The organism is Citrobacter sp. Cc139, from assembly GCF_030334645.1.
Lineage (GTDB): Bacteria > Pseudomonadota > Gammaproteobacteria > Enterobacterales > Enterobacteriaceae > Citrobacter > Citrobacter werkmanii.
In genome coordinates this window covers 72,883-97,279 of record NZ_JAOWDM010000081.1, presented here as the reverse complement: position 1 = coordinate 97,279, position 24,397 = coordinate 72,883, and the positions used below count along the sequence as shown (strand labels likewise).

The window sequence follows — 24,397 nt, the reverse complement described above, 5'->3', positions numbered from 1 at the left end:
GTAGTTGTAATAAAAATGTTTTATTTAAAAGTGACGATATAAAACAGGATCGTTGCAGATTCCCCACCTTAAATCAATTAAACAAATTAAAACCACGCGCTATTTCCGGGTTAAATTAATTAAAAAACTTAAAACCATAAAACACATTAAAACCTTCTAACTTATTGTGAAATAAATCAAAAATTACCTCCAAAATACTCCTTACGATGTATGCAGCAGGGAAAAAAAGAAATACTCCGTAATAAAAAACCATTCCCTTCAATTGCAAACAAAACGTTATCAGGTTGCTAATCAGAGCAACAAAAACAGAAACCCAGTAACAAATATAGCATCGGGGCTCTATTTACTATGTTCGGTAATAATATATTCACGCAAGTTAAACGCTCAGAAAATAAAAAGATGGCGGCTATCGCGCAATTTCTGAAAGAGAACGATCTGAGCGTTGATACCACCGTCGAAGTATTTATCACCGTCACCCGTGACGATCGCCTGATTGCCTGTGGCGGTATCGCCGGAAATATCATTAAGTGCGTCGCGATTTGTGAGTCCGTGCGCGGTGAAGGCCTGGCGCTGACGCTGGCGACAGAACTCATCAACCTCGCCTATGAGCGCCACTGTACGCACCTCTTCATCTATACCAAAACCGAGTACGAATCGCTGTTTAAACAGTGCGGCTTTTCCACACTCACCAGCGTGCCCGGCATTATGGTGTTGATGGAAAACAGCACCACGCGGCTGAAACGCTACGCCGAATCGCTGGCAAAACAGCGTCATGAAGGGAAAAAAATTGGCTGTATCGTCATGAACGCCAACCCCTTCACCAACGGTCATCGTTTTCTGATCCAACAGGCGGCCGCGCAATGTGATTGGCTGCATCTGTTTTTGGTGAAAGAAGATACCTCGCGTTTTCCGTATGAAGACCGACTGGATCTGGTACTTAAAGGGACAAAAGACATTCCGCGTTTAACCGTGCATCGCGGTTCGGAATACATCATTTCCCGCGCCACGTTCCCGTGCTACTTCATCAAAGAGCAGAGCGTTATTAACCACTGCTACACCGAAATAGACCTGAAAATCTTCCGCCAGTACCTGGCCCCGGCTCTCGGTGTTACGCACCGTTTCGTGGGTACCGAGCCGTATTGCACCGTCACCTCCCAGTACAACAACGATATGCGTTACTGGCTGGAGACCCCAACGCTTCCCGCCCCACCGATTGAACTGGTGGAAATTGAGCGGCTGTGCTTCCAGGAGATGCCGATTTCCGCCTCCTGGGTGCGCAAGCTGCTGGTTAAAAAAGATCTCACGGCTATCGCATCCCTGGTTCCTGACGCCACGCTGCGCTATCTGCAAAGCATGGTTGAACGAGCCTCATCGGGTGCGGCAGTCCGCCAAAATACCCCCGCATTAGCAACAGGTGAAAAATGAAAATAAACCAGGCAGCCGTCGCAGGCACACTCGAGTCCGGTGATGTGATGATTCGCATCGCCCCACTCGATTCGCAGGATATTGACCTGCAGGTTAACAGTAGCGTCGAAAAGCAGTTCGGTGATGCCATTCGGGCCACCATTCTGGACGTACTGTCCCGCTACAACGTACGCGGCGTGCAATTAAATGTTGATGATAAAGGCGCACTGGACTGCATTTTACGTGCGCGACTGGAAGCACTACTGGCCCGCGCTGGCGGTATTCCGGCACTGCCATGGGAGGATTGCCAGTGATTGCCGAATCTTTACAACAACGTAAAACCCGTACCCGCCGTAGCATGTTGTTCGTACCGGGCGCCAATGCCGCCATGGTCAGCAACTCGTTTATCTACCCGGCTGATGCGCTGATGTTCGACCTGGAAGACTCCGTCGCGCTGCGTGAAAAAGATACCGCCCGCCGCATGGTGTACCACGCGCTGCAACATCCGCTGTATCACGACGTAGAAACCATCGTGCGCGTAAACGCCCTCGACTCCGAATGGGGCATCAATGACCTCGAAGCCGTTGTGCGCGGCGGCGCCGACATCGTGCGTTTACCGAAAACCGATACCGCACAGGATGTCATCGACATCGAAAGCGAAATCTTGCGCATCGAAAACGCCTGTGGTCGCGAACCCGGCAGCACCGGTCTGTTAGCCGCTATCGAATCGCCGTTAGGCATTACCCGCGCGGTAGAAATCGCCCACGCTTCCGAGCGCCTGATTGGTATTGCACTGGGTGCTGAAGATTATGTGCGTAACCTGCGCACTGAACGTTCCCCGGAAGGGACTGAACTGCTGTTTGCCCGCTGCTCTATTTTGCAGGCTGCGCGCTCTGCCGGTATTCAGGCATTCGATACCGTCTATTCCGATGCCAACAACGAAGCAGGTTTCCTGCACGAAGCCTCACACATCAAGCAACTGGGTTTTGACGGCAAGTCGCTGATCAACCCTCGCCAGATTGAACTTCTGCATAACCTCTATGCCCCGACGCGCAAAGAGCTGGCTCATGCCCGTCTGGTGGTGGAAGCCGCTGAAGCTGCCGCCCGCGAAGGTCGTGGCGTGGTTTCCCTGAACGGCAAGATGGTCGACAGCCCGGTTATCGAGCGCGCCCTTCTGGTTATCTCCCGTGCAGAACTTTCCGGCATTCGCGAAGAATAAGGCAAAAAAATGACGCAGAAAATCGAACAGTCTCAACGCCAGGATCGCGTGGCGACCTGGAGCCGTCATGCAGAAAGCGAGCTTTCCGCTTATCAGAGCACCGCAAAAGTAGAATTGCAGGCGCAAAAACCGCGCGACAAAAAGCTGTGCGCTAATCTGGAAGACGCCATTCGTCGTTCAGGTTTACAGGATGGTATGACCATCTCTTTCCACCACGCATTTCGCGGTGGCGATCTGACGATTAACCTGGTGATGGACGCCATCGCCAACATGGGCTTTAAAAATCTGACGCTGGCCTCAAGCTCCCTGAGCGACTGCCACGCGCCGCTGGTTGAGCACATCCGTCAGGGCGTGGTCAGCCGAATTTATACCTCCGGGCTGCGTGGCCCGCTGGCAGAAGAGATCTCTCGTGGTCTGCTGGCTGAGCCGGTGCAAATCCACTCCCACGGTGGTCGTGTACACCTGGTGCAAAGTGGCGAACTCAACATTGATGTCGCATTCCTCGGCGTACCGGCGTGCGACCAGTTTGGTAATGCTAACGGTTATACCGGCAAAGCGTGCTGCGGCTCACTGGGCTATGCCCGCGTCGATGCCGAGAACGCCAGGCAGGTTGTTCTGCTGACAGAACAACTGCTGAGCTATCCGCACAACCCGGCCAGCATTACCCAGGATCAAGTGGATCTGATCGTGCAGATCGACCAGGTCGGCGATGCGGACAAAATTGGTGCTGACGCGACCCGTATGACCACCAATCCGCGTGAATTGTTGATCGCCCGCAGCGCGGCAGACGTCATTGCTAACTCCGGTTACTTCAATGAAGGCTTCTCATTGCAGACAGGAACCGGCGGCGCGTCTCTGGCCGTTACCCGTTTCCTGGAAGACAAAATGCGTAGCCGTGACATCCATGCCGATTTCGCGCTGGGCGGCATCACCGCCACCATCGTTGATCTGCATGAAAAAGGCTTAATCCGCAAACTGCTGGATGTACAAAGCTTCGACAGTACCGCCGCGAAATCCCTGGCCCGCAATCCAAACCACATTGAGATTAGCGCTAACCAGTACGCTAACTGGGGCTCGAAAGGCGCATCCGTTGACCGCCTGGACGTTGTGGTACTGAGCGCATTAGAAGTAGACACCAACTTCAACGTTAACGTACTGACCGGCTCCGACGGCGTACTGCGTGGCGCTTCCGGTGGTCACTGCGATACGGCTGTGGCCGCAGCGCTTTCTATCATCGTCGCACCGCTGGTTCGTGGACGCATCCCGACATTGGTAGATAACGTGCTGACCTGCGTAACCCCTGGTTCCAGCGTTGACATTCTGGTTACCGACCACGGTATCGCCGTCAACCCTGCTCGCCCTGAACTGGCGGAACGCCTGCAAGAAGCTGGCATGAAAGTGGTGTCGATTGAATGGCTGCGCGAACGTGCACAGCAGCTAACCGGTCAACCGCGCGCCATCGAATTTACCGATCGCGTAATTGCCGTTGTGCGCTACCGCGATGGTTCGGTAATTGACGTTGTGCATCAGGTGAAGGAATAAACCATGCACCTGCTCCCTGAACACGCTACCTGTCACGCGGTTTCCATCCCTGAGCTGCTCGTCAGCCGAGATGAGAGACAAGCAAGGCAGCATGCCTGGCTCACGCGTCATCACGCGCCACTGGTCTCGTTTACCGTGGTCGCGCCAGGTCCGATTAAAGACAGCGAATTAACCCGTCGCATCTTTAATCACGGCGTCACCGCCCTGCTCGCGCTGGCGGAAAAATCCGCCTGGATTGTCAGGGAGCAAACTGCGCTGGTCTCTGCCAGCGGACCGGAAGGCCTGCTGGCCATTGAGGCTCCGGCCCTGGACCTCAAGCTCGCCACTATCGGACTTGAGCATTCACATCCGCTAGGACGGTTATGGGACATCGACGTCCTGAACCCTGAAGGGGAAATTCTGTCCCGGCGTCATTTCGCGCTCCCTGCCCGCCGCTGTCTGCTGTGCGAGCAAAGCGCTGCCGAATGCGCGCGAGGTAAAACTCACGCGCTTTCCGACTTACTCACTCAGATGGAGGCACTGCTGCATGATGCCGATTCCCGCAACATCAACTCATAACGCAGTTCTTCCTCTGGATCTGCCTGACGCTTACGCCACGCTAGCGTGGCGCGCCATGCTGACGGAAGTCAACCTGTCGCCTAAACCGGGTCTGGTGGATCGTATTAATAACGGCGCGCATAAAGATATGGCGCTGGAAGATTTTTATCGCAGTGCTGAAGCGATTCAGACATGGCTGCCGCGTTTTATCGAATACGGCGCATTTAGCGCACAGCAGTCGCCGGAAGATGTCCTGCCAGGACTACGTCCGCTGGGCATGGCCTGCGAAGCCGATATGTTTCGCGCTACTGCCGGAGTGAACACCCATAAAGGCAGCATCTTCTCGCTGGGATTACTGTGCGCCGCCATTGGCCGCCTGCTCCAGCTCCGCCTGAGCGTTACCGCTGAAACCCTTTGCTCTACGGCAGCAACATTTTGCCGTGGCCTGACCGAGCGCGAACTGCGCCAGAACAACCAACAACTCACGGCTGGCCAACGTCTTTATCAGCAACTGGGATTAACCGGCGCACGCGGCGAAGCCGAAGCAGGATATCCCCTCGTCATTCAGCATGCTCTGCCGCACTACCGTGCACTGCTGGCTGAGGGCCGCGATCCTGAACTGGCGTTACTCGATACGTTACTGCTGCTGATGTCTATCAACGGCGACACCAACGTGGCTTCCCGTGGTGGCGCAGAAGGTTTGCGCTGGTTACAGCAGCAGGCTTCCACGTTGTTACAACAAGGCGGAATTCGTACCCCGGCCGATCTCGAATACCTACGCCAGTTCGACCAACAGTGCATTGAACGCAACCTCAGTCCTGGAGGCTGCGCCGATCTGCTGATCGTCACATGGTTCTTAGCTCAGATTTCACAAGTTCATCATTATCACAATTAAAGATCCTTTCCGGAGAATCACACACATGTCTTTAGCAAAAGATAAAATTTGGAAGTTACTGGCCCCATTGGTAGTCATGGGCGTCATGTTTCTTATCCCCGTCCCTGATGGCATGCCCCCACAGGCATGGCACTATTTTGCCGTGTTCGTGGCCATGATTGTCGGGATGATTCTGGAGCCCATTCCGGCAACGGCAATCAGCTTTATCGCCGTGACGATCTGCGTTATCGGCAGTAACTATCTGCTGTTTGACGCATCCGAGCTGGCCGACCCGGCATTCAAAGCGGGTAAGCAAGCGCTGAAATGGGGTCTGGCGGGCTTCTCCAGCACCACCGTGTGGCTGGTGTTTGGCGCGTTTATTTTCGCACTGGGTTATGAAGTTACCGGCCTGGGTCGTCGTATCGCGCTGTTCATGGTGAAATTCATGGGTAAACGTACCCTGACGCTGGGCTATGCGATTGTTATTATCGACATCCTGCTGGCGCCGTTTACACCGTCCAACACCGCGCGTACCGGTGGTACCGTATTCCCGGTTATCAAAAACCTGCCGCCGCTGTTTAAATCATTCCCGAACGATCCTTCCGCACGCCGTATCGGCGGATATCTGATGTGGATGATGGTCATCAGTACCAGCCTGAGCTCCTCTATGTTCGTGACCGGCGCGGCGCCGAACGTACTGGGTCTGGAATTCGTCAACAAAATTGCTGGCATTCAAATCAGTTGGCTGCAATGGTTCCTCAGCTTCCTGCCGGTCGGTATTATTTTGCTGATCGTTGCGCCGTGGCTGTCCTATGTTCTGTACAAACCAGAAGTCACTCACAGTACTGAAGTTGCCGCATGGGCCGGTGAAGAACTGAAAACCATGGGTAAACTGACGCGTAAAGAGCTGACCCTGATCGGTCTGGTTCTGCTCAGCCTGGGTCTGTGGGTCTTCGGGGGTAAACTGATTGATGCCACCGCGGTGGGTCTGCTGGCGGTTTCCCTGATGCTGGCGCTACACGTTGTACCGTGGAAAGATATTACCCGCTATAACAGCGCATGGAACACACTGGTAAACCTCGCCACGCTGGTTGTTATGGCAAATGGTTTGACCCGTTCAGGCTTCATCGACTGGTTCGCTAACACCATGAGCACGCACCTGGAAGGCTTCTCACCTAACGCGACCGTGATCGTGCTGGTGCTGGTGTTCTACTTTGCTCACTACCTGTTCGCCAGCCTTTCCGCACACACCGCCACCATGCTGCCGGTTATTCTGGCGGTCGGTAAAGGTATCCCGGGCGTTCCAATGGAACATCTGTGTATCCTGCTGGTGCTGTCCATCGGTATCATGGGCTGCCTGACGCCGTATGCAACCGGCCCTGGCGTTATCATCTACGGTTGTGGTTATGTGAAGTCTAAAGACTACTGGCGTCTGGGAGCTATCTTCGGCGTTATCTACATCGCTATGCTTCTGCTGGTCGGCTGGCCGATTCTGGCAATGTGGAGCTAATCATTCCGGCTCACGCCTGATGAAAATGATGCCAGTCAGCTAAACCTGACTGGCATTTTTTATGATTAAATAGATGATATTCAGAATTTATATAAGTATCCGAAATCATCATGACATCAACGTGGCGTTATTCTTCTTTACTGGCAGCGCTTCTGCTGCCAGTTTCTGTGGCTCAGGCCGATGAACTTCAGGCAAAACAGTACGCTGATTTTGACCGCTACGTGCTGGCCCTCTCCTGGCAAACCGGTTTCTGTCAAAGCCAACACGAGCGTAATCGTCAGGAACCCGACGAATGTCGTCTGCAAAAAGAGATTGCAGACAAAGTGGATTTTCTGACCGTTCACGGCCTGTGGCCCAGCCTGCCAAAATCGATCGCCGCTCGCGGGGTAGACAACCGCCGCTGGATGCGTTTTGGCTGCGCAACACGCCCCATTCCTAACCTGCCTGAAGCGCGCGCCAGCCGTAAATGCGCAGCGCCTGAAACCGGCCTGTCACTGGAGAGTGCGGCGAAACTGAGCGCGGTGATGCCAGGCGCTGGCGGAACATCCTGCCTGGAACGCTACGAGTATGCCAAACACGGCGCCTGTTTTGGTTTTGATCCCGACGTGTACTTTGGCACGATGGTGCGGCTGAATAATGAATTCAAAAACAGTGAAGCGGGCAAGTTCCTCGCGGATAACTACGGCAAAACCGTCAGCCGCAACGCATTTGACGCCGCTATCGCCAAAAGCTGGGGCAAAGAGAACGTCAAAGCCGTGAAGCTAAGCTGCCACGGCAATCCGGCTTATCTCACAGAGATCCAGCTATCCCTGAAAGCCGACACCATCAATCAACCGCTATCTGCGCAGTCATTCTTACCGCAGCCGCATCCGGGTAACTGCGGTAAACAGTTTATTATCGACAAGGCAGGATACTGAAAATCACGACCGACGCGCAAACCGGGCGTCGGTCTGCATGCTTAGCGTTGCAAACGGGCGTCCGGGCGAACCAGATCAAAACGGTGTGTTTCACTGATTGAATAGTACGCCGTGGGTCCACCCGCACGCAGTACCGGCTTCGCTTTCGCCGTCTGGTAGATGCCTTCTTCCAGTAGCGTTTCGTCTATATGGATGCCCACCACTTCTCCCAGCACCAGCCAGGTTTCTACAGGCGCGCCGTCAGCAGTGGTCAGTTGCAGAGTTTGCGATAAACGGCACTCAAAATTAACCGGGCTTTGCGCCACGCGCGGCACGCCGACAATCCGGCTGTCGGCTTTACTCAGCCCAGCGGCAAAAAACTCGTCCTCGCCGTGCGGCAAGCTGGCAGACGTTTCATTCATCGCGCCAGCCAGTTCAAGGGTGGTCAGGTTCCAGACAAACTCACCGGTTTCGACAATATTCCGCACGCTGTCTTTCCAGCCGCTGCTGGCAAAACCAATAATCGGCGGATGGTAGTTAAAGCAATTAAAGAAACTGTATGGCGCCAGGTTATGTCGCCCGTTACTGTCGCGCGACGCAATCCAGCCAATGGGGCGCGGTCCAATGATGGCATTTAGCGGGTCGTGCGGTAAGCCGTGTCCCTGTGATGGTTGATAGAAATACATAGCCTTCTCTGGTGTCATTAACGGTAGCGCAGCACGAATTATGCTTCGCTCATCTCCCTGGAAAAAGAAGATCAGCGTAGAACAATCCGTTAAAGATTACGACTGAATAAAGTTGAGCAGATCGCCATTGATCTGCTGTTTATGGGTGGTGCAAATACCGTGAGAACCTCCGGCATATACCTTCAACTGCGCATCCGGCAATATTTCCGCCGCGACCTTGCCGCAGGTTTCAAACGGGACAATCTGATCGTCATCGCCGTGGATCACCAGCGTCGGGATGGTCATTTTTTCGAGATCGCCACGCAGGTCTGTTTCTGAAAACGCATGAATGCAGTCGTACAACGCTTTGATGGACCCTTGTAAGCCCTGTTCAACAAAACTTTCCCGGACGGCTTTCGACTCTTTTGCGCCCGGACGGTTATAACCATAGAATGCCGCGGTCAGTTCATAGAAGAAGGCGGCGCGATCGTTCACTACCCCTTCCCGGATGCCATCAAACACCTCTTTCGGCACGCCATTCGGGTTAAAGTCGGTCTTGATCATGATGGGCGTCACCGCGCCAATTAACACCGCTTTTGCCACCCGCTGCGTCCCATGGCGGCCAATATAACGCGCCACTTCCCCACCGCCGGTAGAGTGCCCAACATGCACGGCATCTTTAAGATTGAGATGCGCGGTAAGTTCAGCCAGATCGTCAGCATACTGATCCATATTGTGGCCATCCCACGGTTGGGCCGAGCGGCCATGTCCGCGTCTGTCATGGGCGATCACACGAAATCCTTTCGACCCAAGAAACAGCATCTGATCCTCAAACGCATCTGCTGTCAGCGGCCAACCATGACTGAACACGATGGGCTGTCCACTTCCCCAGTCTTTAAAATGCAAATAGCTGCCGTCTTTTAAGGTAAGTTTGTCGTACTGGCTCATGAGATCTCCTGTAGCGGAACACTGAGTTGTATTGACGCACCCGCAACGAGCGCTTAAAAAGCATAATGCAAATTGGAGAACGATCACGTTTTTCGGCTAAAATCACACCATATGCGACAATATTGATGATTTACCTGAATGTGAACTAAATCACTTCAAACATGAGGTAAGTCTCAGTATCATCATACAAGCTAAACCCTTGCCGCCTGACGGTGAGGGTTTTCTTTTGGGATTATTTACCTGCGCACCCGCAGTATCGACGACATGGAGTAATAAATGTCCAGACCAACTATCATCATTAACGACCTCGATGCGGAACGCATTGACCGCCTGTTGGAGCAACCTGCGTTTGCTGGTTTACCCATTGCCGACGCCCTGAACGCCGAGCTGGATCGCGCGCAAATGTGTTCTCCAGAAACCATGCCGCACGATGTCGTGACCATGAACAGCCGCGTGAAATTCCGCAATCTGAGTGATGGCGAAGTCCGTGTGCGTACCCTGGTGTATCCGGCTAATATGACTGACAGCAGCACACAGCTTTCCGTCATGGCGCCTGTTGGCGCGGCACTGCTGGGCCTGCGCGTTGGCGACACCATTCACTGGGAACTGCCGGGCGGTACATCAACACACCTCGAAGTCATCGAGCTTGAGTACCAACCAGAAGCTGCGGGCGACTACCTGCGCTAACTCTGTCTTATCAAAGCTATTCGCTTTATCTTGCAGGGGATGCATCTGCATCCTCTTTCCGGTTACTCCTCATCTCCCCGCTCCTCACGTTATTTCCTGTTCGCAAAACATAAATCTGTGCCGTGACTGACAGAATCATTTTTAATACTATGCTGTTATGTGTTCATGTAATGACAAGGAGAATGTTTATGTACAACACAATCATAATGCCTGTTGATGTATTCGAAATGGAACTGAGTGACAAGGCTATTCGCCATGCAGAATTCCTGGCACAGGAAAACGGCGTTATCCATCTGCTGCATGTGCTGCCAGGCTCAGCAAGCTTAAGCCTGCACCGCTTTGCGGCAGACGTTCGTCGTTTTGAAGAGCATCTGCAACACGAAGCGGAAACGCGTCTGCAAACAATGGTCGGTCACTTCAGCATCGATCCCTCCCGCATTAAACAACACGTGCGCTTTGGTAGCGTCCGTGACGTGGTCAACGAGTTGGGTGAAGAGTTGAATGCGGATGTGGTGGTCATTGGGTCACGTAACCCGTCCATCAGTACCCACCTGCTCGGCTCAAACGCCTCCAGCGTTGTCCGCCACGCCACTCTGCCGGTACTGGTTGTCCGTTAACTGCGTCTGATTTACTGTAACAACCCCACCCGTCTTACGGGTGGGGGTTATTGCGTGATGCACTCTTTCTCATCAGCAGCGCCCATAACCTGGCACACCTCCCCTGTAGATATTTTTTGTAAGGCCAACTCCCTGTACTGTCCTGGACTGACACCCGTATGTTTATGGAAAAAACGCGTAAAGTAGGCTTCATCATTGAATCCTAAAAAAGCCGCAAGCTGCTTTATCGTCTTAGAGGTGTAGACCAGCTCCTGTTGGGCTTCCTGCAGTACGCGCATATTAATCACATCCAGGCTGGACATGCCTAATGTTATCCGGCATAAGCGCGACAGATGCCCCGGGGACATCCCCATCTCTTCAGAATAATCATTAACGGTCAGCCGCTGGCGAAAGCGCTGATCCACCAGCAGGAGGAATTTGTTTATTTGTGAGGCTTTACGCGAGCAGATATCAAATTTCTGCTGTTCTTCTGTCAGGGTACTGATACGCGTGAGGTGAACCAGGATGGAAATAAAAATCGAAATGCACATTGCCTTATGATTAACCCTCTGTTTCTGCATCTCTTTTTGTAAAGACTGATAAAAACCCTGAATAATTTTCCCGTCTTCTGGGGAGCCATCGAGGGGGATTACGCAGGGCTTATGCATCAGAGTAAGAACGTTGGGCGCCAATAATCCCATTACCGACTCCATTGGCCCTTGTGAGGCAGTGATCGTCATCCCTTCCGTACCGGGTCGGTAATCAAAACCATGAACGGTCTGCGCAGGTACAAGGATGAGACCCGGCCCCTTCAACTTCATCCGGGTGTAATTCATTAAAACATCAACCTCGCCACTCTGAATAAAGAGGGTCTGAATCAATGAGTCATGAATATGCGGGCTGGCTTTCCAGTTCAGGGGTTTTGAACGCAATGAGATCATTTCTACATTAAAGAAATTTTCCCAGCCTGGTTCCGACTGCTCGCCATATAACGCATAAGTAGGAATGGTCGTTGTCATCAATGCTTCCCCACCCAATCAAATGGACCCGCCAGGCGGCAACGGTGTCATCCCCTGGCGGGCTAAGGTTATGCGGGCATAATGACCGCGCCGTCAGCATTCAAACGCGCTATCTCCTCGACAGAATATCCGTATTCCAAAAGAATTTGCTGCGAATCATGCCCTAATCTGCGGGATGGACGAATTTGTGCAGGCCCCATACTGCCAATGTTCACAGGAGGGGTCACCAGCACGCGTCGGTTACCAGTGATATATTCAACATTTCGCAGACAGTCCGTCGCCCACGCCTGCTCATCGTCAAGGATTTCATCAGGCGTGAAGCCTTTCTCATGAGCAAAGTCGTTTTGTTTTAACATCTGCATCATTTCATCAAGCGAACGTTTAGCGACCTGCTCACTGATGATCCTGATAATATCCCGGTTACGTCCATGCAGATTGACATCGGCAATACGACAAAACTCGGGACTGTCGACCAAATCTTCGCGACCAAGTAACGTCATGAACTTATTGAAAAAGCGATCGTACTCTGGGATACAAATTACCATCCAGCGACCATCACGCGTTTTATAGGTATTGTTGAACGGGTTCGCGACTTCACAACGGGATTTAGGATAAACGTTGCCGTATTGCGCCGATGTGACGGCAATACTCATCATAAACAACGCGGTATGATGCAGACTCACAGTGACCTTATCCCCCTGTCCGGAGAGCGTACGACCATATAACGCCGCGCAGACACCCGAAACAAGACACATGGAGGCCTGGAAATCGCCAAACCCATTAACTGAGTTAATCGGCGTTTCCCCCCGTTCGTTTGTCGACCCCAGGATCCCTCCCCGGCAAACATAGGCCGTCGCATCAAACCCTGCGGTATCTTTTTCTGGTCCTTGCTCACCGTACCCCAGAATCTGAGCAAAAATTAAACGAGGGAAACGCAGGTGCAACTCTTCCCATGAGAACCCCAGCCGCTCCAGCGCTTTCGTCCGATAGCTGGTCACTACCACATCAGCGGTGGAAAGAATACGCCAGGCAATTTCTTTCGCTCGCTCCTGTTTCAAATTCAGGCACAGAAAACGCTTATTGGCATTGGAAATATCAAATGCCGGATTCTCATCATCTTCATACGGCATATTAAAAACTGACGCCTGCGTACGACCAGGATCGCCGATGGGCGGTTCGATTTTGATCACATCCGCACCCCAATCACCTAAAATACGCGCTACCGTTGGCGCAGCCAGAAATGATGTCAGATCAACGACCTTAACGCCCTCTAATGGTCTCATACGTCATATTCCCTCAATAATGAGTAGCCTGTTTAACCGGCAAATCCTTTACGGCCACCGGCGCTTACGCGTGCTGATTTCTTTTCTATTGGCCGAATGCGCGCAATTAACATAAAGAAGGCTCCGACAATCGCCACGCCCGCGCCCAGATACAGTGCGTACTCGTACTGACCACCGGAGACATCAATCACCCAGCCAGCGAGTACTGGCGAGAGAATACCCGCCAACGTCCCGAACACCCCGTTCAGCCCGACCAACATACCGGTGTCTTTTTGCGAGAAAATAATAGGAATTGAAAAGTGTGCAGCCATCGTGAAGCACAGGAAGAAGTTCGACGCAGAGATAAGCGTGGCGGCACTCCACAAGCTATTTGCCTGAGTGCCGAGGATCAAAAATACCCCAGCTAATAATAACCCCAGTACCGGAGAAATCTTACGTCCGACGTTTTGTCCAAATCGACGACATGCGGCATCAGTAACTACGCCCCCCAGCGGATAGGCAAAGATTGCCACCAGATACGGCAGCATAGAAAAAATCGCGCTTTGTTTGAGATCGATTCCACGCCCCATAGCAAAGTAGGTTGGCAGCCAGGTCATGAAGAGAAAAAAGAGGTAATTGGTACAAAAGTAACATAAGGCGCATGCCCAGACTGAAGGGGTTGCCAGAATATCGCCTTTACTTAGCGGCTCATTTTGTGTGGCCGGAGAGATTTCAGTAGAGACTTGCCCAGCCAGAATATAGTCTCGTTCACCCTGGGTGATAAATGTATCCTGTTGCGGACGGTTGCTGCCGAGCTTCCACCACAGCAGACACCACAGTACGCCGGGTACCGATACAACGTAAAACACGGCCTGCCAGTCCCAGCGTTGGACTATCCATGCAGCCAAAACCATGGCAACGGCGATACCAGTAGGGCAACCTATCTGCAATAATCCTGTCGCCATTCCGGCTTCATGCTTAGGTACCCATTTTGCCGCCAGTGAAAAGTTAGCCGGCACAAGCAACCCTTGGCCAATCCCGACCAGAATACGCAGCAACATCATGATGCCCAGCGTTGATCCTAACGGCGTTAGAAATGTGAAAACTGCCCACCATAATGTTCCGGTCACCAAAACGACCCCGCCGCCAAACCTGTCCGCCAGTAAACCCGCGGGTAACATTGTGACGGCATAGCCAATGAAAAACGCCGTGGATACCCAGCCAAACTGCATAGCGCTCCAGCCATATTCCTGCATTAATGCAGGCCCACACATCGACATCCCACTTCGCGCCACAAACATGACGAAATAATCAATAATGAGCAGGACAATAATGCCCCAGCGTCTGTTCCCTGGTGATGTACTCATAGGTCACTCTCGCAAAAAAGCAAAAATGGCCGTAGCCACAGGATAAACAGCGACGTACGACCAAAACTGAGGTTAGTGTCCCGTAAAATCGGCTAACCTCTGACACGGTGCAAACGCCCCCGGACTAGCGAATCTCACCACCTGCGGCAATCAATGGGCGTGCGATAGTCAGTCGCTGCACGGTACGTGGGCCTTCTTCAAACCACAGGGCACGAGCATCGCGGTACATCCTTTCTACCGGGCCATACGGGTTATCTTCGAAATAGCCAATACCACCAAAGATTTCGAGACAGCTATCCGATACCGTACGCACGGTATCAATGCCGTGCAGTTTGCACATGGCTGAAACCATCTCAATATCTTCGCCACGATCGAATTTTTGCGCACAGTCGCGCAGCATGACGCGCAGCGCATGTACCTGCGTGCCCATATCCGCCAGCGTTTGTTGAATCGCCTGGCGAGAAACGAGAGCCTTACCAAAAGTCACACGATCTTTTGCTCTGGCAATCGCCAGCTCCAGGAAGCGCTGTGACATGCCAAGGCAGGTTACGGCAATCATGGCGCGTGAATGCGCCAGCGCATTCATGAAAATATCCAGGCCATCGCCCTCTTTCCCCATAATGTTATGCGCAGGGACTTCGCAGTTTTCAAAACGCAGATAAGCATGACCCGCGCCACGGCACCCCATCATGTGCGGCATAGGATCAATGTAATAACCGGGGGTATTCGTTTCGATAAAGAATGCTGTTAAGCCACCCTTTTTACGCTTATTCTCATCCGTAACCGCAATAACATAGCTCCCATCGGATATATCCGTATGAGATATCAACGTCTTAGTTCCGTTAAGAATATATTTATCCCCTTTTTTAACCGCGGTAGTACGAATATCTGCACCCGAACCGCAATCCGCCTCAGTTAATGCAAAGTTAATATACGCATCTTTATTTGCCAGCAGCGGTAACCATTTAGCGCGCAAATCTTCTGCGCCATGATCGTACATAATTCGCCAGTTCAATCCGTTGGCGTGGTGCAGGTTCATACGCATCCCACCAGGCCCGCGGCAAAACTCTTCCATCACCGAAAAGAACTGTTCGCAGTTGAGTCCCATACCGCCAAACTCTTCAGGCATCGCCAGACGAAACAGATCGTTTTTACGGCAAACGTCGTAATAAGAGTCAGGAAAGACATTCGTCCGCTCAACTTCCAGTTGAATTTCTTCCAGCTCAGTTTCGGTAACCTTTCTGACTTTTTTCTTCAATGCTTCCAGTTGCTGCTGAGATAAAATGGACATATACCAACCCCACTCCACGTTGAATACTCAGGTAAGAATGCAGGCCATAAGAATATGAATATATAAAAGATAAGATATTCTAACTAACCTGTTTCCATGAATTAACGTGATGGATTATAAAAATAAAATTCGTCCTCCTGACATTGACAGATTTAACCAAAAACAGGACAAATCGAACATCACCAACACCCAGCGCTTATTTCTGAACCCGCATCACAAAAACATACTAAATGCTCGTTTTGTCCAGGACGTTGTCAAATATGTCTATGCATCATTAATGCCCGCTGAATTTATTCTCCTCATACCAATTATTCTGCAAGTCGGCGTCCAGGCACGATCAGAATATAAAGAAATGAACATCGTCCGAAACATCAATTCTTATCAGCAGGCATCATTGAGGAGACATCATGGACTTTAGCCTGACCGAAGAGCAGGAACTGCTTTTAGCCAGTATCCGCGAACTGATAACACGAGATTTTCCCGAAGAATATTTCAAGACCTGTGATGAAAATGGCGCCTTCCCCAGCAAGTTCTTTCAGGCATTGGCCGAAAGCGGCGTGGGGCTATTAGGCATTCCAGAAGAACTCGGCGGCATCCCCGCCGATATGATGACGCAAGTGCTGGTTCTGGAGGAAATCGCGCGCATGGGGGCTCCCGCCTACATTATGACGGAAGGCCAATGCATCCATAATATGCAGCGCTTTGGCAATGCAGAACAGTTGGCGAAAACGGCTGAAGTCGGGCTGACCGGGATCCCTGCCTATTCACTCGCCTTCACCGAGCCGCAGGCGGGATCGGATAATAACCGCGTCGCCACAACCTATACCCGAAGAAATGGCAAAGTTTATCTGAACGGGCAAAAAACGTTCATCACGGGCGCCAAAGATTACCCATACATGCTGGTGCTGGCACGCAATCCCGAACCGGAAGATCCGAAGCGTTGCTTCACCCTGTGGTGGGTGGATCCAAACATGCCGGGCGTTAAGCGCAATAGCCTGCACAAAATCGGCTGGCACATGGTCAGCAACTGTGAGGTTTTTCTCGATAACGTTGAACTGGAAGAAAGCGCGATGGTGGGCCGCGAAGGTTACGGCTTCATTCACATGATGGAAAACTTCGATATTGAACGTCTCGTCATCGCCGCACACTCGCTGGGTGTGGCGGAATGCGCTTTTGAAGATGCCGCCCGCTACGCCAACCAACGTATTCAGTTCGATAAAAATATCGGCCAGTTCCAGATGATTCAGCTCAAGCTGACCCAAATGGCGATAAAAATCCAAAACATGAAAAACATGGTCTATCGCACGGCATGGGAATGTGACAACGATTTACCCATGCGCCTGTCCGCGCCGATGTGCAAATTGTATTGCGCACAGTCAGCCTGTGAAGTCATTGACGATGCGATGCAGATTTTAGGTGGCCTTGGTTACACCAATGACAGCCGGGTATCCCGCTTCTGGCGAGATACCCGTGTTAACCGCATCGGTGGCGGTACTGACGAGATTATGGTGTATATCTCAGCCCGCCAGATCCTGAAACAGTATGAAAAATAATAGGATACGTCATGAAATTACTTGCCTGTTATAAATTGGTCGCGGAAGAACAAGACATCACTATCACCGCCGACAGAACGCTGGACACAACGCGTGCTGGAGAAAAAATCAGCCCATTCGACCTCAATGCTATTGAAGAGGCCGTCCTGCTGGCCGGTGAAAACGATGAAGTCATAGCCCTGTGCGTTGGCGGTCAGGCGCTGGATAACGCCAAACTGCGAAAAGATTTACTCTCCCGAGGTCCTCATGGACTCTACCTGGTGCGCGACGAGCGGCTGTCAACTGCGCTTGCGCACGAAACCTCCCGGGTCATTGCCGCAGCAGCGAAGAAAATCGGTTTTGATCTGCTGCTGTGTGGCGAAGGCTCTGGCGATCTCTATGCACAGCAAACCGGGCTGCGTGTCGGGGAAATGCTTCATCTGCCCACCGTCAATGCCGTCAGCCACATTGAAATCCATGACGGCTACGTTACGGTCGAACGCACACTGGAAAATGAAATAGAGATTATTGATGTGCCGCTTCCTGCCGTCTTGTGCGTCACCTCAGATATTAATGAACCGCGTATTCCTTCCATGAAAGCGATTCTCGGCGCAGGGAAAAAGCCCGTTACCCAATGGACGGCCGATGACATCGGCTGGTCGCCGGTGTCTCCCGAGGCCGAAATGATCAATATTTATGCCCCGCAGCAGGCAGAACGTAAACACATCATCATTGAAGGCGACGGCGCAGAAGATATCGCTCGCCTGGCAGAGCATCTCAATAAAGTGCTGAACTGAAGACAACGGAGAAGCTGGAATGAGCAAAATCAATCAGGTATGGGTAGTGAGTGACAGCGCCGACCGTTACGCGGATCTCCTTGCAGGAACAAAGCAGTTCGGTGAACACGTGAGTGCGGTCATCTGGGATGAGAGCGAGGCTTTGCAGGTACAACATGCCGACGCGGTGTACGTCCTGAGCGGAAAGTCAGAACAGCAACGATTAGAAAACTATGCAGAAACCCTCGCTGCCCTGATACAAAATACCGAAAAAGACGACAGTGAGCTCAGGACGGAAACATTAATCCTGCTGGCGGCAACCCGACGAGGAAAAAGCCTGGCGGCCAGGCTTAGCATCCTGCTGCAATCAGCGCTGATTAATGATGCCACCAGCCTGGCGCTGGAGAATGGCGAACTGTATGCCGAACATCGAATGTATGGCGGTCTGGCGTTTGGTCGGGAAAAAATTAACACACCTACGGCTATCGTGACCGTTTCGAGTGGCGTATTCGAGCCGCTGGAAGCAAATGCGCCGCATCAGCTTGCTCCCATGCCCGTCAGCTATATCCCACCGCAACATGAGCTTTTATGCAAAGCGCGCCGGGCAAAATCGGTCAGCAGCATCGATCTCAGTAAAGCCCGTCGTGTCGTCGGTATTGGGCGTGGCTTAGCGGCCAAAGACGATCTGCATATGATCTGGGATTTAGCCGCTGCGCTGAATGCGGAAGTCGGCTGCTCTCGCCCCATTGCTGAAGGTGAGCACTGGATGGATCGTGAACGTTACATTGGCGTTTCTGGCGTACTGCTTAAAACCGATGTGTATCTGGCGCTGGGCATCTCAGGGCAGATACAGCATATGGTCGGCGGTAATGGCGCCAAAACCATTGTCGCCATTAATAAAGATAAGAATGCGCCAATCTTTCAGTACGCCGACTACGGGCTGGTAGGCGATATATATAAAGTCGTCCCGGCATTAACGGAACTGCTGCAGCACTAACATTTAACGCCGCCATCCCGAATGGCGGCAACAGGAGCAAAAGCGATGTCGGACGAAAAATTTGACGCCATTGTTGTCGGCGCAGGCATCTCAGGCTGCATCGCCGCTTATGTAATGGCAAAAGCAGGACTGGATGTGCTGGTCATTGAGCGTGGTGATACTGCGGGCAGTAAAAATATGACCGGAGGACGACTCTACACGCACAGCCTGGAAGAAATTATGCCGGGTTTTACCCATATAGCCCCCGTTGAAAGAAAAGTAGTCAGGGAGCGAATTTCCTTTCTTACAACAGAAAGCGCTGTCACGCTGGACTATCTCGCGAGCCTCCCCCAACAGGCCCCGGTCGCAGAATCATGGACGGTGCTTCGCCGCACATTTGACAGTTGGCTCATGGCGCAAGCAGAAGCCGTTGGCGCTCAGTTCATCACCGGCGTCAGAGTAGATTCACTGATCCGTCAAAATGGACGAGTGACGGGAGTTCAGGCCGGAGACGATACCCTGGAGGCAAATGTGGTTCTCCTCGCCGACGGTGTAAATTCTCTGCTGGGCCGCGCTATCGGTATGGTGCCAGAATCATCGCCGCACCATTATGCCGTTGGTGTGAAGGAGGTGATTTCACTGCCATCCGCACAAATTCAGCAGCGCTTCGGGCTAACAGGTAACGAAGGCGCCGCCTGGCTGTTTGCCGGTTCACCGTCAGACGGATTAATGGGCGGCGGTTTCTTGTATACCAATCGCGATACGCTTTCACTGGGTCTGGTATGTGGCCTCGACGGTATCGAGCATGCCCGTAAAACCGTGCCGCAAATGCTGGAAGACTTCAAACAGCATCCTGCTATCCGTCCGCTAATCGAAGGCGGTACGCTACAGGAATATTCCGCGCATCTGGTGCCGGAAGGCGGGATAGATATGGTTCCAACGTTAGTCGAGAACGGAGTGATGATTGTCGGTGATGCAGCCGGAATGTGTCTGAATCTGGGCTATACCGTGCGGGGCATGGATCTCGCCATTACAGCAGCCAATGTGGCGGCGCAAACGGTCATTGCCGCGAAAAATGCCAATGATTTCAGTAAAGGAAAACTCCAGGCTTATCCCAACACACTGGAGAAAAGCGCGGTGTTACGCGATATGCGCCACTACCGCCGCCTCCCCGCAATGATGGAGAACCCGCGAATTTTTCAACAATATCCGCAAATGGCAACCGATCTCATGGCGTCTCTGTTTACCGTCAACGGCAAGGCCCCTGCTTCACTGTGCTCGACAGTATTAGCGCACGGCAAAAAAATCGGATTAATTAATCTCTTAAAAGACGGCATTAAAGGAGTTCGCGCATTATGAATACCGTGAACGTCGATGTGAAATTGGGCACGAATAAATTCAGGGTCGATGAAAGCCATCCCCATATTGTCCTGGTGGAAAACCCCGATCCAGAGCAGTTCCGTAAACTGATCCTCGCCTGCCCCGCCGGATTATATCGCCAGGATGACGCTGGCAATATTCACTTTGATTATGCTGGCTGCCTCGAATGCGGCACATGCCGGGTGCTGTGTTCACACACCATTCTACAAAAATGGGAATATCCACAAGGAACGTTTGGCGTTGAATTTCGCTTCGGCTAACCCCCTGCAAAACAGCATATCGCCGTATCAGGAGATACCTCGTGTTCGCGGTTCAGGGAGAAGACCATGTCGGTACAGAATCAAATTGATATCAGTACGATTTTAGACAAACACCCCATCAGTAAACGGCAATGGTTTATTGTCTTTCTCGGTTTTTTTGTTCTGGGTATTGATGGTTTCGATGTCACGGCAATTGGCTACATTGCTCCGGCATTAATAGATCACTGGCAACTATCCAAACAAGATCTGGGCCCGGTCATGATGAGTGGATTATTGGGGCTGGCGGCAGGCTCTTTAATTTCTGGCCCGCTAGCTGACCGCTATGGACGTAAAAAGCTAATTATTGGGTCAGTTGTCTTTTTTGGTCTCAGCAGCCTGCTTTCTGCCGGGGCCTGGAATTTATCCAGCCTGACTTTTTTTCGTTTTATTACCGGACTCGGGTTAGGCGCAGCCATGCCCAACATCACGACGCTGGTTGCAGAGTACGCCCCCCACCGTTATCGCTCTCGCCTGTCAACGGTGATCCATTGCGGCTTTAATTCTGGCGCAGCGCTGGGAGGCATACTTAGCCAACAGTTGCTCGGAACGTTTGGCTGGCGCGCCGTGCTTATCGCAGGCGGCATTTTGCCATTATTGCTGGCACTGGTTTTACTGCGTTGTTTACCTGAATCGATGTTGTATCTGGTGCAGCACGCCGGTAACGATGCGCGCCTGGTTCGCCTGCTAAATCTGTTTATTCCCGGAATTGCAGACAAAGATACGCGTTTTTACACCACCGAGCCGCAAAAAGCCCGCGCCAGCACGGCAAAGTCACTGCTGCATCCCCCTTACACGCTGGGAACAGTGGCGCTGTGGTTGACGCTTTTTGTCGGACTCTTCAGCGTTTACCTTTTATCCAGCTGGTTACCCCTGATGATAAAAGATGCCGGACTTACGCTCTCTCAGGCCGTCATTATGGGGTCTGTCTTTCAGATAGGCGGCATGATAGGCAATTTTTGCATTGGTATTGAAATGGATCGTTGGGGCAAACACGAGGCGATTATTCTGACGCTGTCAGGCAGCATATGCGGCGCATTAGTTCTGGGGCTGTTCACCCCTTCGCTTTTCCTGCTCTATGCCCTGGTTCTTATTCTTGGCTTCACTCTCAACGGGATCAACCCCGGTTGCTATGCACTGGCTGCGCACTTTTACCCGACTTCAATACGGGCAACCGGCGTTGGTTGGGCGACGGGCATTGGTCGGCTGGGCGCGATTACCAGCGCAGGCGTGGGTTCGCTCATGCTCGCAGCAGGCTGGACATTCAGTGACGTCTTTCTGTTTTTGCCTCTGCCGCTACTGGCTGGCGCACTGGCGATGTATTGCAAAAAAAGAACTCAGTCTGAGACATAACCAATGACAACGAACCTAAAAATCAATGCCGAGCGTAAAGCGCAATACCGGCAACAGGGCCACTGGGGAGATGCGACATTAGCCGATTACTGGTCCCTGTCGGCCAAAGCGTATGCAGACAAAGTGGCGGTCACCGATAATCGGGGGGATAACTATACTTATAAAGCGCTGGATATTGCCGCGGGACGGCTGGCGTCCTGGCTCATCGACGCCGGTATCCGCCCGGGCGATCGCGTGGCGCTCCAGTTGCCCGGCTGGTGTGAATTCACGATAATTTATCTGGCCTGTCTGAAAAGCGGAGCCGTGATCGTCCCGCTCCTGCCTGCTTTCAGGGAGTGTGAACTGACCTGGATACTCAATAAATCCCGGGCCCGGATACTGTTTACACCAACGAGTTTTAAAAACGACAACCCGGCAGATAGGATCGCCGCACTCCGTTCCGATCTGCCCTGGCTTGAGAAGGTGGTGGCGGTTGATAAGCTGGCGCCTGCGCCCACTGGCCCCCTTCTAAGCCAGATCCTCAATGATTCTCCGCCAATAGCGCATCACGTCCTAACGCATAGCGACGATCTGGCGGCAGTTCTTTTTACTTCCGGTACGGAAGGTCATCCCAAAGGCGTGATGCTGACGCACAATACCATCATCGCCAGTGAACGAACCTTCTGCGCGGCGCTCAATATAAACTGGACGGATTCGATTCTCATGCCCGCTCCGCTAGCCCATGCAACAGGATTTCTGCATGGCGTGACCGCCCCTTTTTTAACGGGCGCCAGCAGCGTGTTGATGGACATATTTTCTCCGCAAGAGTGCCTGGTATTACTGGCGCAAGAGCGCTGCACCTGCATCATGGGGGCAACACCGTTCGTGTGCGATCTGCTGTATGCTTCCAAAGCACAGCGCAGCAGTCTCTCTTCTCTTCGCTTCTTTCTGTGCGGGGGAACCACAATCCCAGGAAAACTTCTGCAGGAATGTCACCAGGCAGGGATTCAACTCCTTGGCGTATACGGAAGTACAGAAAGTGCTCCCCATGCGATAGTGCGACCGCATGACTCTCTGACTCATCAAATGAACACGGATGGCAGAGCCGCTGCAGGCGTTGAAATCAGAGTGGTCGACCAGAAGAAGATGACTCTGGCGGAAAATAATGAGGGCGAAGAAGCCTCTCGCGGCCCCAATGTTTTTGTCGGCTATCTTGATGAACCGGAACTGACCGACCAGGTGCTTGACGACGACGGGTGGTATTACAGCGGCGACTATTGCCGGATGGATAAAGACGGCTATATCAAAATTACTGGCCGAAAAAAGGACGTTATTGTTCGTGGCGGTGAAAACATCAGTAGTCGCGAAATAGAAGATATTCTGCTGCTTCATCCGGATATCCACGATGCCGCTGTGGTGGGCATGCCAGATAAACGCCTGGGTGAACGTTCTTGCGCTTATGTCGTGCTGAGTCATCCACAAAAAACGCTTCAGTTGGCTGATATCATCGCGTTTTTCGCCCAACGGCGTATCGCAAAATATAAATACCCGGAATATCTGGTTGTTATAGACAAATTACCGCGTACGGCCTCAGGCAAAATTCAAAAATACATTCTCCGACAGGATATTCTCCAGCGTCTGGCATCCCTCTCGCAAGAAACGACTGGTCTAACAACCTCGGCGTAAGAAGGAGCGCGTTATGTCTCTCACTCATACTGTTCCCGAACATTCCCGCAATGTACGCAGGGTATCAAACCGGATTAAAAACAGTACCAAACCCACTTTTATCCGCCCTAACCCGAACTTCTACCGTTGTCCTCAGTGTGGGGCGTTCCTTGTCACCATGGCTATACGTGACGCAACATCCCCGATAACCTGCTGTGGAAAAACACTCGTCGCGTTACGGGTTAATGATGCCACTACTACCGATGCGCTCGCCCAACAGCATCAACCGCTGATGACCATTTCCGGGGGATTTGAATCAAATACGCTTTCCGTAACGGTAGGTAATCCGGCGCATCCAATGACGGCAGATCACTATCTGGAGTGGATCTTTATTTACACCTTTCAGGGGGGACAATTTAAATATCTGCCGCCAGGCGCGCCGCCGGAAGCCACTTTTGCACTCGCGGGCAATGATGCTTATGTTTATTGCGATCGCCCAATCTGTAAAGGGAAACAGTGTAAATTCAACTGCAAACGAGGATTTTCAGCCTATACCTGGTGCAACCAGCATGGGTTGTGGCGGTACACATTTTGACGGATCACATTGCAGGTCAGCATGTTGT

Annotated in this window: 24 protein-coding genes; 18 read left to right on the top strand and 6 right to left on the bottom strand. The window is 52.2% G+C overall.

The genetic code is table 11. The features are described 5' to 3' along the window. Positions 1 to 348: 348 nt before the first annotated feature. The 8 genes from citC (at position 349) to rna (ending at position 8,003) form a co-directional block, all read left to right on the top strand. Positions 349 to 1,425: a [citrate (pro-3S)-lyase] ligase gene (gene citC / locus OGV69_RS11975; RefSeq protein ID WP_038638718.1), complete on the top strand. Its 1,077-nt coding sequence runs from the start codon at positions 349 to 351 to the stop codon at positions 1,423 to 1,425. Then, positions 1,422 to 1,718, top strand: a complete 297-nt coding sequence (gene citD / locus OGV69_RS11970; RefSeq protein WP_003831276.1) for a citrate lyase acyl carrier protein — start codon at positions 1,422 to 1,424, stop codon at positions 1,716 to 1,718. Before citC ends, citD begins: the two co-directional genes overlap by 4 nt. After that, positions 1,715 to 2,623 carry an aldolase/citrate lyase family protein gene (locus OGV69_RS11965; RefSeq protein WP_069323153.1) on the top strand — a complete coding sequence of 303 codons (909 nt, stop codon included), beginning with the start codon at positions 1,715 to 1,717 and terminating at the stop codon, positions 2,621 to 2,623. Before citD ends, OGV69_RS11965 begins: the two co-directional genes overlap by 4 nt. A gap of 9 nt (positions 2,624 to 2,632) precedes the next feature. Continuing rightward, the gene (gene citF / locus OGV69_RS11960; RefSeq protein ID WP_038638713.1) at positions 2,633 to 4,165 is read left to right on the top strand and encodes a citrate lyase subunit alpha; all 1,533 of its coding nucleotides are present in this window, start codon (positions 2,633 to 2,635) and stop codon (positions 4,163 to 4,165) included. Positions 4,166 to 4,168: 3 nt separating this feature from the next. Then, complete coding sequence (citX, locus tag OGV69_RS11955) at positions 4,169 to 4,723, top strand: citrate lyase holo-[acyl-carrier protein] synthase (protein WP_069323152.1); 555 nt, start codon at positions 4,169 to 4,171, stop codon at positions 4,721 to 4,723. After that, complete coding sequence (gene citG / locus OGV69_RS11950; RefSeq protein ID WP_069323151.1) at positions 4,692 to 5,597, top strand: triphosphoribosyl-dephospho-CoA synthase CitG; 906 nt, start codon at positions 4,692 to 4,694, stop codon at positions 5,595 to 5,597. The genes citX and citG overlap by 32 nt, the downstream gene beginning before the upstream one ends. A gap of 25 nt (positions 5,598 to 5,622) precedes the next feature. Continuing rightward, the gene (gene citT, locus OGV69_RS11945; RefSeq protein WP_069323150.1) at positions 5,623 to 7,086 is read left to right on the top strand and encodes a citrate/succinate antiporter CitT; all 1,464 of its coding nucleotides are present in this window, start codon (positions 5,623 to 5,625) and stop codon (positions 7,084 to 7,086) included. Positions 7,087 to 7,196: 110 nt separating this feature from the next. After that, positions 7,197 to 8,003, top strand: a complete 807-nt coding sequence (rna, locus tag OGV69_RS11940; protein ID WP_069323149.1) for a ribonuclease I — start codon at positions 7,197 to 7,199, stop codon at positions 8,001 to 8,003. 41 nt (positions 8,004 to 8,044) lie between these two features. On the opposite strand, the gene OGV69_RS11935 is transcribed toward rna, so the two are convergent. Next, entirely contained in the window at positions 8,045 to 8,668 is a 624-nt protein-coding gene (locus OGV69_RS11935) for a flavin reductase family protein (protein ID WP_069323148.1), read from the bottom strand. A 96-nt stretch (positions 8,669 to 8,764) separates the two neighbouring features. Then, positions 8,765 to 9,595, bottom strand: a complete 831-nt coding sequence (locus OGV69_RS11930) for an alpha/beta fold hydrolase (protein ID WP_038638697.1) — start codon at positions 9,593 to 9,595, stop codon at positions 8,765 to 8,767. Positions 9,596 to 9,871: 276 nt separating this feature from the next. Between OGV69_RS11930 and rnk the strand changes: the two genes are divergently transcribed. Continuing rightward, on the top strand, positions 9,872 to 10,282 hold the full coding sequence (gene rnk, locus OGV69_RS11925; protein WP_005120853.1) for a nucleoside diphosphate kinase regulator: 411 nt from the start codon (positions 9,872 to 9,874) through the stop codon (positions 10,280 to 10,282). A 188-nt stretch (positions 10,283 to 10,470) separates the two neighbouring features. Next, positions 10,471 to 10,899 carry a universal stress protein UspG gene (gene uspG, locus OGV69_RS11920; protein WP_016152215.1) on the top strand — a complete coding sequence of 143 codons (429 nt, stop codon included), beginning with the start codon at positions 10,471 to 10,473 and terminating at the stop codon, positions 10,897 to 10,899. A 47-nt stretch (positions 10,900 to 10,946) separates the two neighbouring features. On the opposite strand, the gene OGV69_RS11915 is transcribed toward uspG, so the two are convergent. The 4 genes from OGV69_RS11915 to OGV69_RS11900 all read right to left on the bottom strand — a co-directional run bounded on the left by OGV69_RS11915 (position 10,947) and on the right by OGV69_RS11900 (position 15,817). Continuing rightward, a complete protein-coding gene (locus OGV69_RS11915; protein WP_069323147.1) occupies positions 10,947 to 11,897 on the bottom strand; it encodes a helix-turn-helix domain-containing protein in 951 nt (316 codons plus the stop codon). Positions 11,898 to 11,965: 68 nt separating this feature from the next. Beyond that, positions 11,966 to 13,180, bottom strand: coding sequence for a CaiB/BaiF CoA transferase family protein (locus OGV69_RS11910; RefSeq protein ID WP_038638690.1), 1,215 nt, complete (start codon positions 13,178 to 13,180; stop codon positions 11,966 to 11,968). A gap of 32 nt (positions 13,181 to 13,212) precedes the next feature. Further along, the gene (locus tag OGV69_RS11905) at positions 13,213 to 14,526 is read right to left on the bottom strand and encodes an MFS transporter (protein WP_069323146.1); all 1,314 of its coding nucleotides are present in this window, start codon (positions 14,524 to 14,526) and stop codon (positions 13,213 to 13,215) included. A gap of 124 nt (positions 14,527 to 14,650) precedes the next feature. Next, positions 14,651 to 15,817 carry an acyl-CoA dehydrogenase family protein gene (locus tag OGV69_RS11900; RefSeq protein ID WP_038638685.1) on the bottom strand — a complete coding sequence of 389 codons (1,167 nt, stop codon included), beginning with the start codon at positions 15,815 to 15,817 and terminating at the stop codon, positions 14,651 to 14,653. 407 nt (positions 15,818 to 16,224) lie between these two features. Here OGV69_RS11900 and OGV69_RS11895 point away from each other — a divergent pair, with 407 nt between their 5' ends. From OGV69_RS11895 to OGV69_RS11860, 8 genes are all read left to right on the top strand, one after another. After that, positions 16,225 to 17,370: an acyl-CoA dehydrogenase gene (locus OGV69_RS11895; protein WP_069323144.1), complete on the top strand. Its 1,146-nt coding sequence runs from the start codon at positions 16,225 to 16,227 to the stop codon at positions 17,368 to 17,370. An 11-nt stretch (positions 17,371 to 17,381) separates the two neighbouring features. Continuing rightward, positions 17,382 to 18,146, top strand: a complete 765-nt coding sequence (locus OGV69_RS11890; RefSeq protein ID WP_069323143.1) for an electron transfer flavoprotein — start codon at positions 17,382 to 17,384, stop codon at positions 18,144 to 18,146. 19 nt (positions 18,147 to 18,165) lie between these two features. After that, positions 18,166 to 19,122: an FAD-binding protein gene (locus OGV69_RS11885; protein ID WP_069323142.1), complete on the top strand. Its 957-nt coding sequence runs from the start codon at positions 18,166 to 18,168 to the stop codon at positions 19,120 to 19,122. A 45-nt stretch (positions 19,123 to 19,167) separates the two neighbouring features. Further along, positions 19,168 to 20,460 carry an FAD-dependent oxidoreductase gene (locus OGV69_RS11880; protein ID WP_038638671.1) on the top strand — a complete coding sequence of 431 codons (1,293 nt, stop codon included), beginning with the start codon at positions 19,168 to 19,170 and terminating at the stop codon, positions 20,458 to 20,460. After that, a complete protein-coding gene (locus tag OGV69_RS11875; protein ID WP_069323141.1) occupies positions 20,457 to 20,741 on the top strand; it encodes a ferredoxin family protein in 285 nt (94 codons plus the stop codon). Before OGV69_RS11880 ends, OGV69_RS11875 begins: the two co-directional genes overlap by 4 nt. A 66-nt stretch (positions 20,742 to 20,807) precedes the next feature. Further along, positions 20,808 to 22,130, top strand: coding sequence for an MFS transporter (locus OGV69_RS11870; protein WP_038638665.1), 1,323 nt, complete (start codon positions 20,808 to 20,810; stop codon positions 22,128 to 22,130). Between the two features lie 3 nt (positions 22,131 to 22,133). Beyond that, a complete protein-coding gene (gene fadK / locus OGV69_RS11865) occupies positions 22,134 to 23,795 on the top strand; it encodes a medium-chain fatty-acid--CoA ligase (protein ID WP_069323140.1) in 1,662 nt (553 codons plus the stop codon). 13 nt (positions 23,796 to 23,808) lie between these two features. Then, a complete protein-coding gene (locus OGV69_RS11860; protein ID WP_071888118.1) occupies positions 23,809 to 24,369 on the top strand; it encodes a desulfoferrodoxin family protein in 561 nt (186 codons plus the stop codon). Positions 24,370 to 24,397 lie beyond the last annotated feature (28 nt).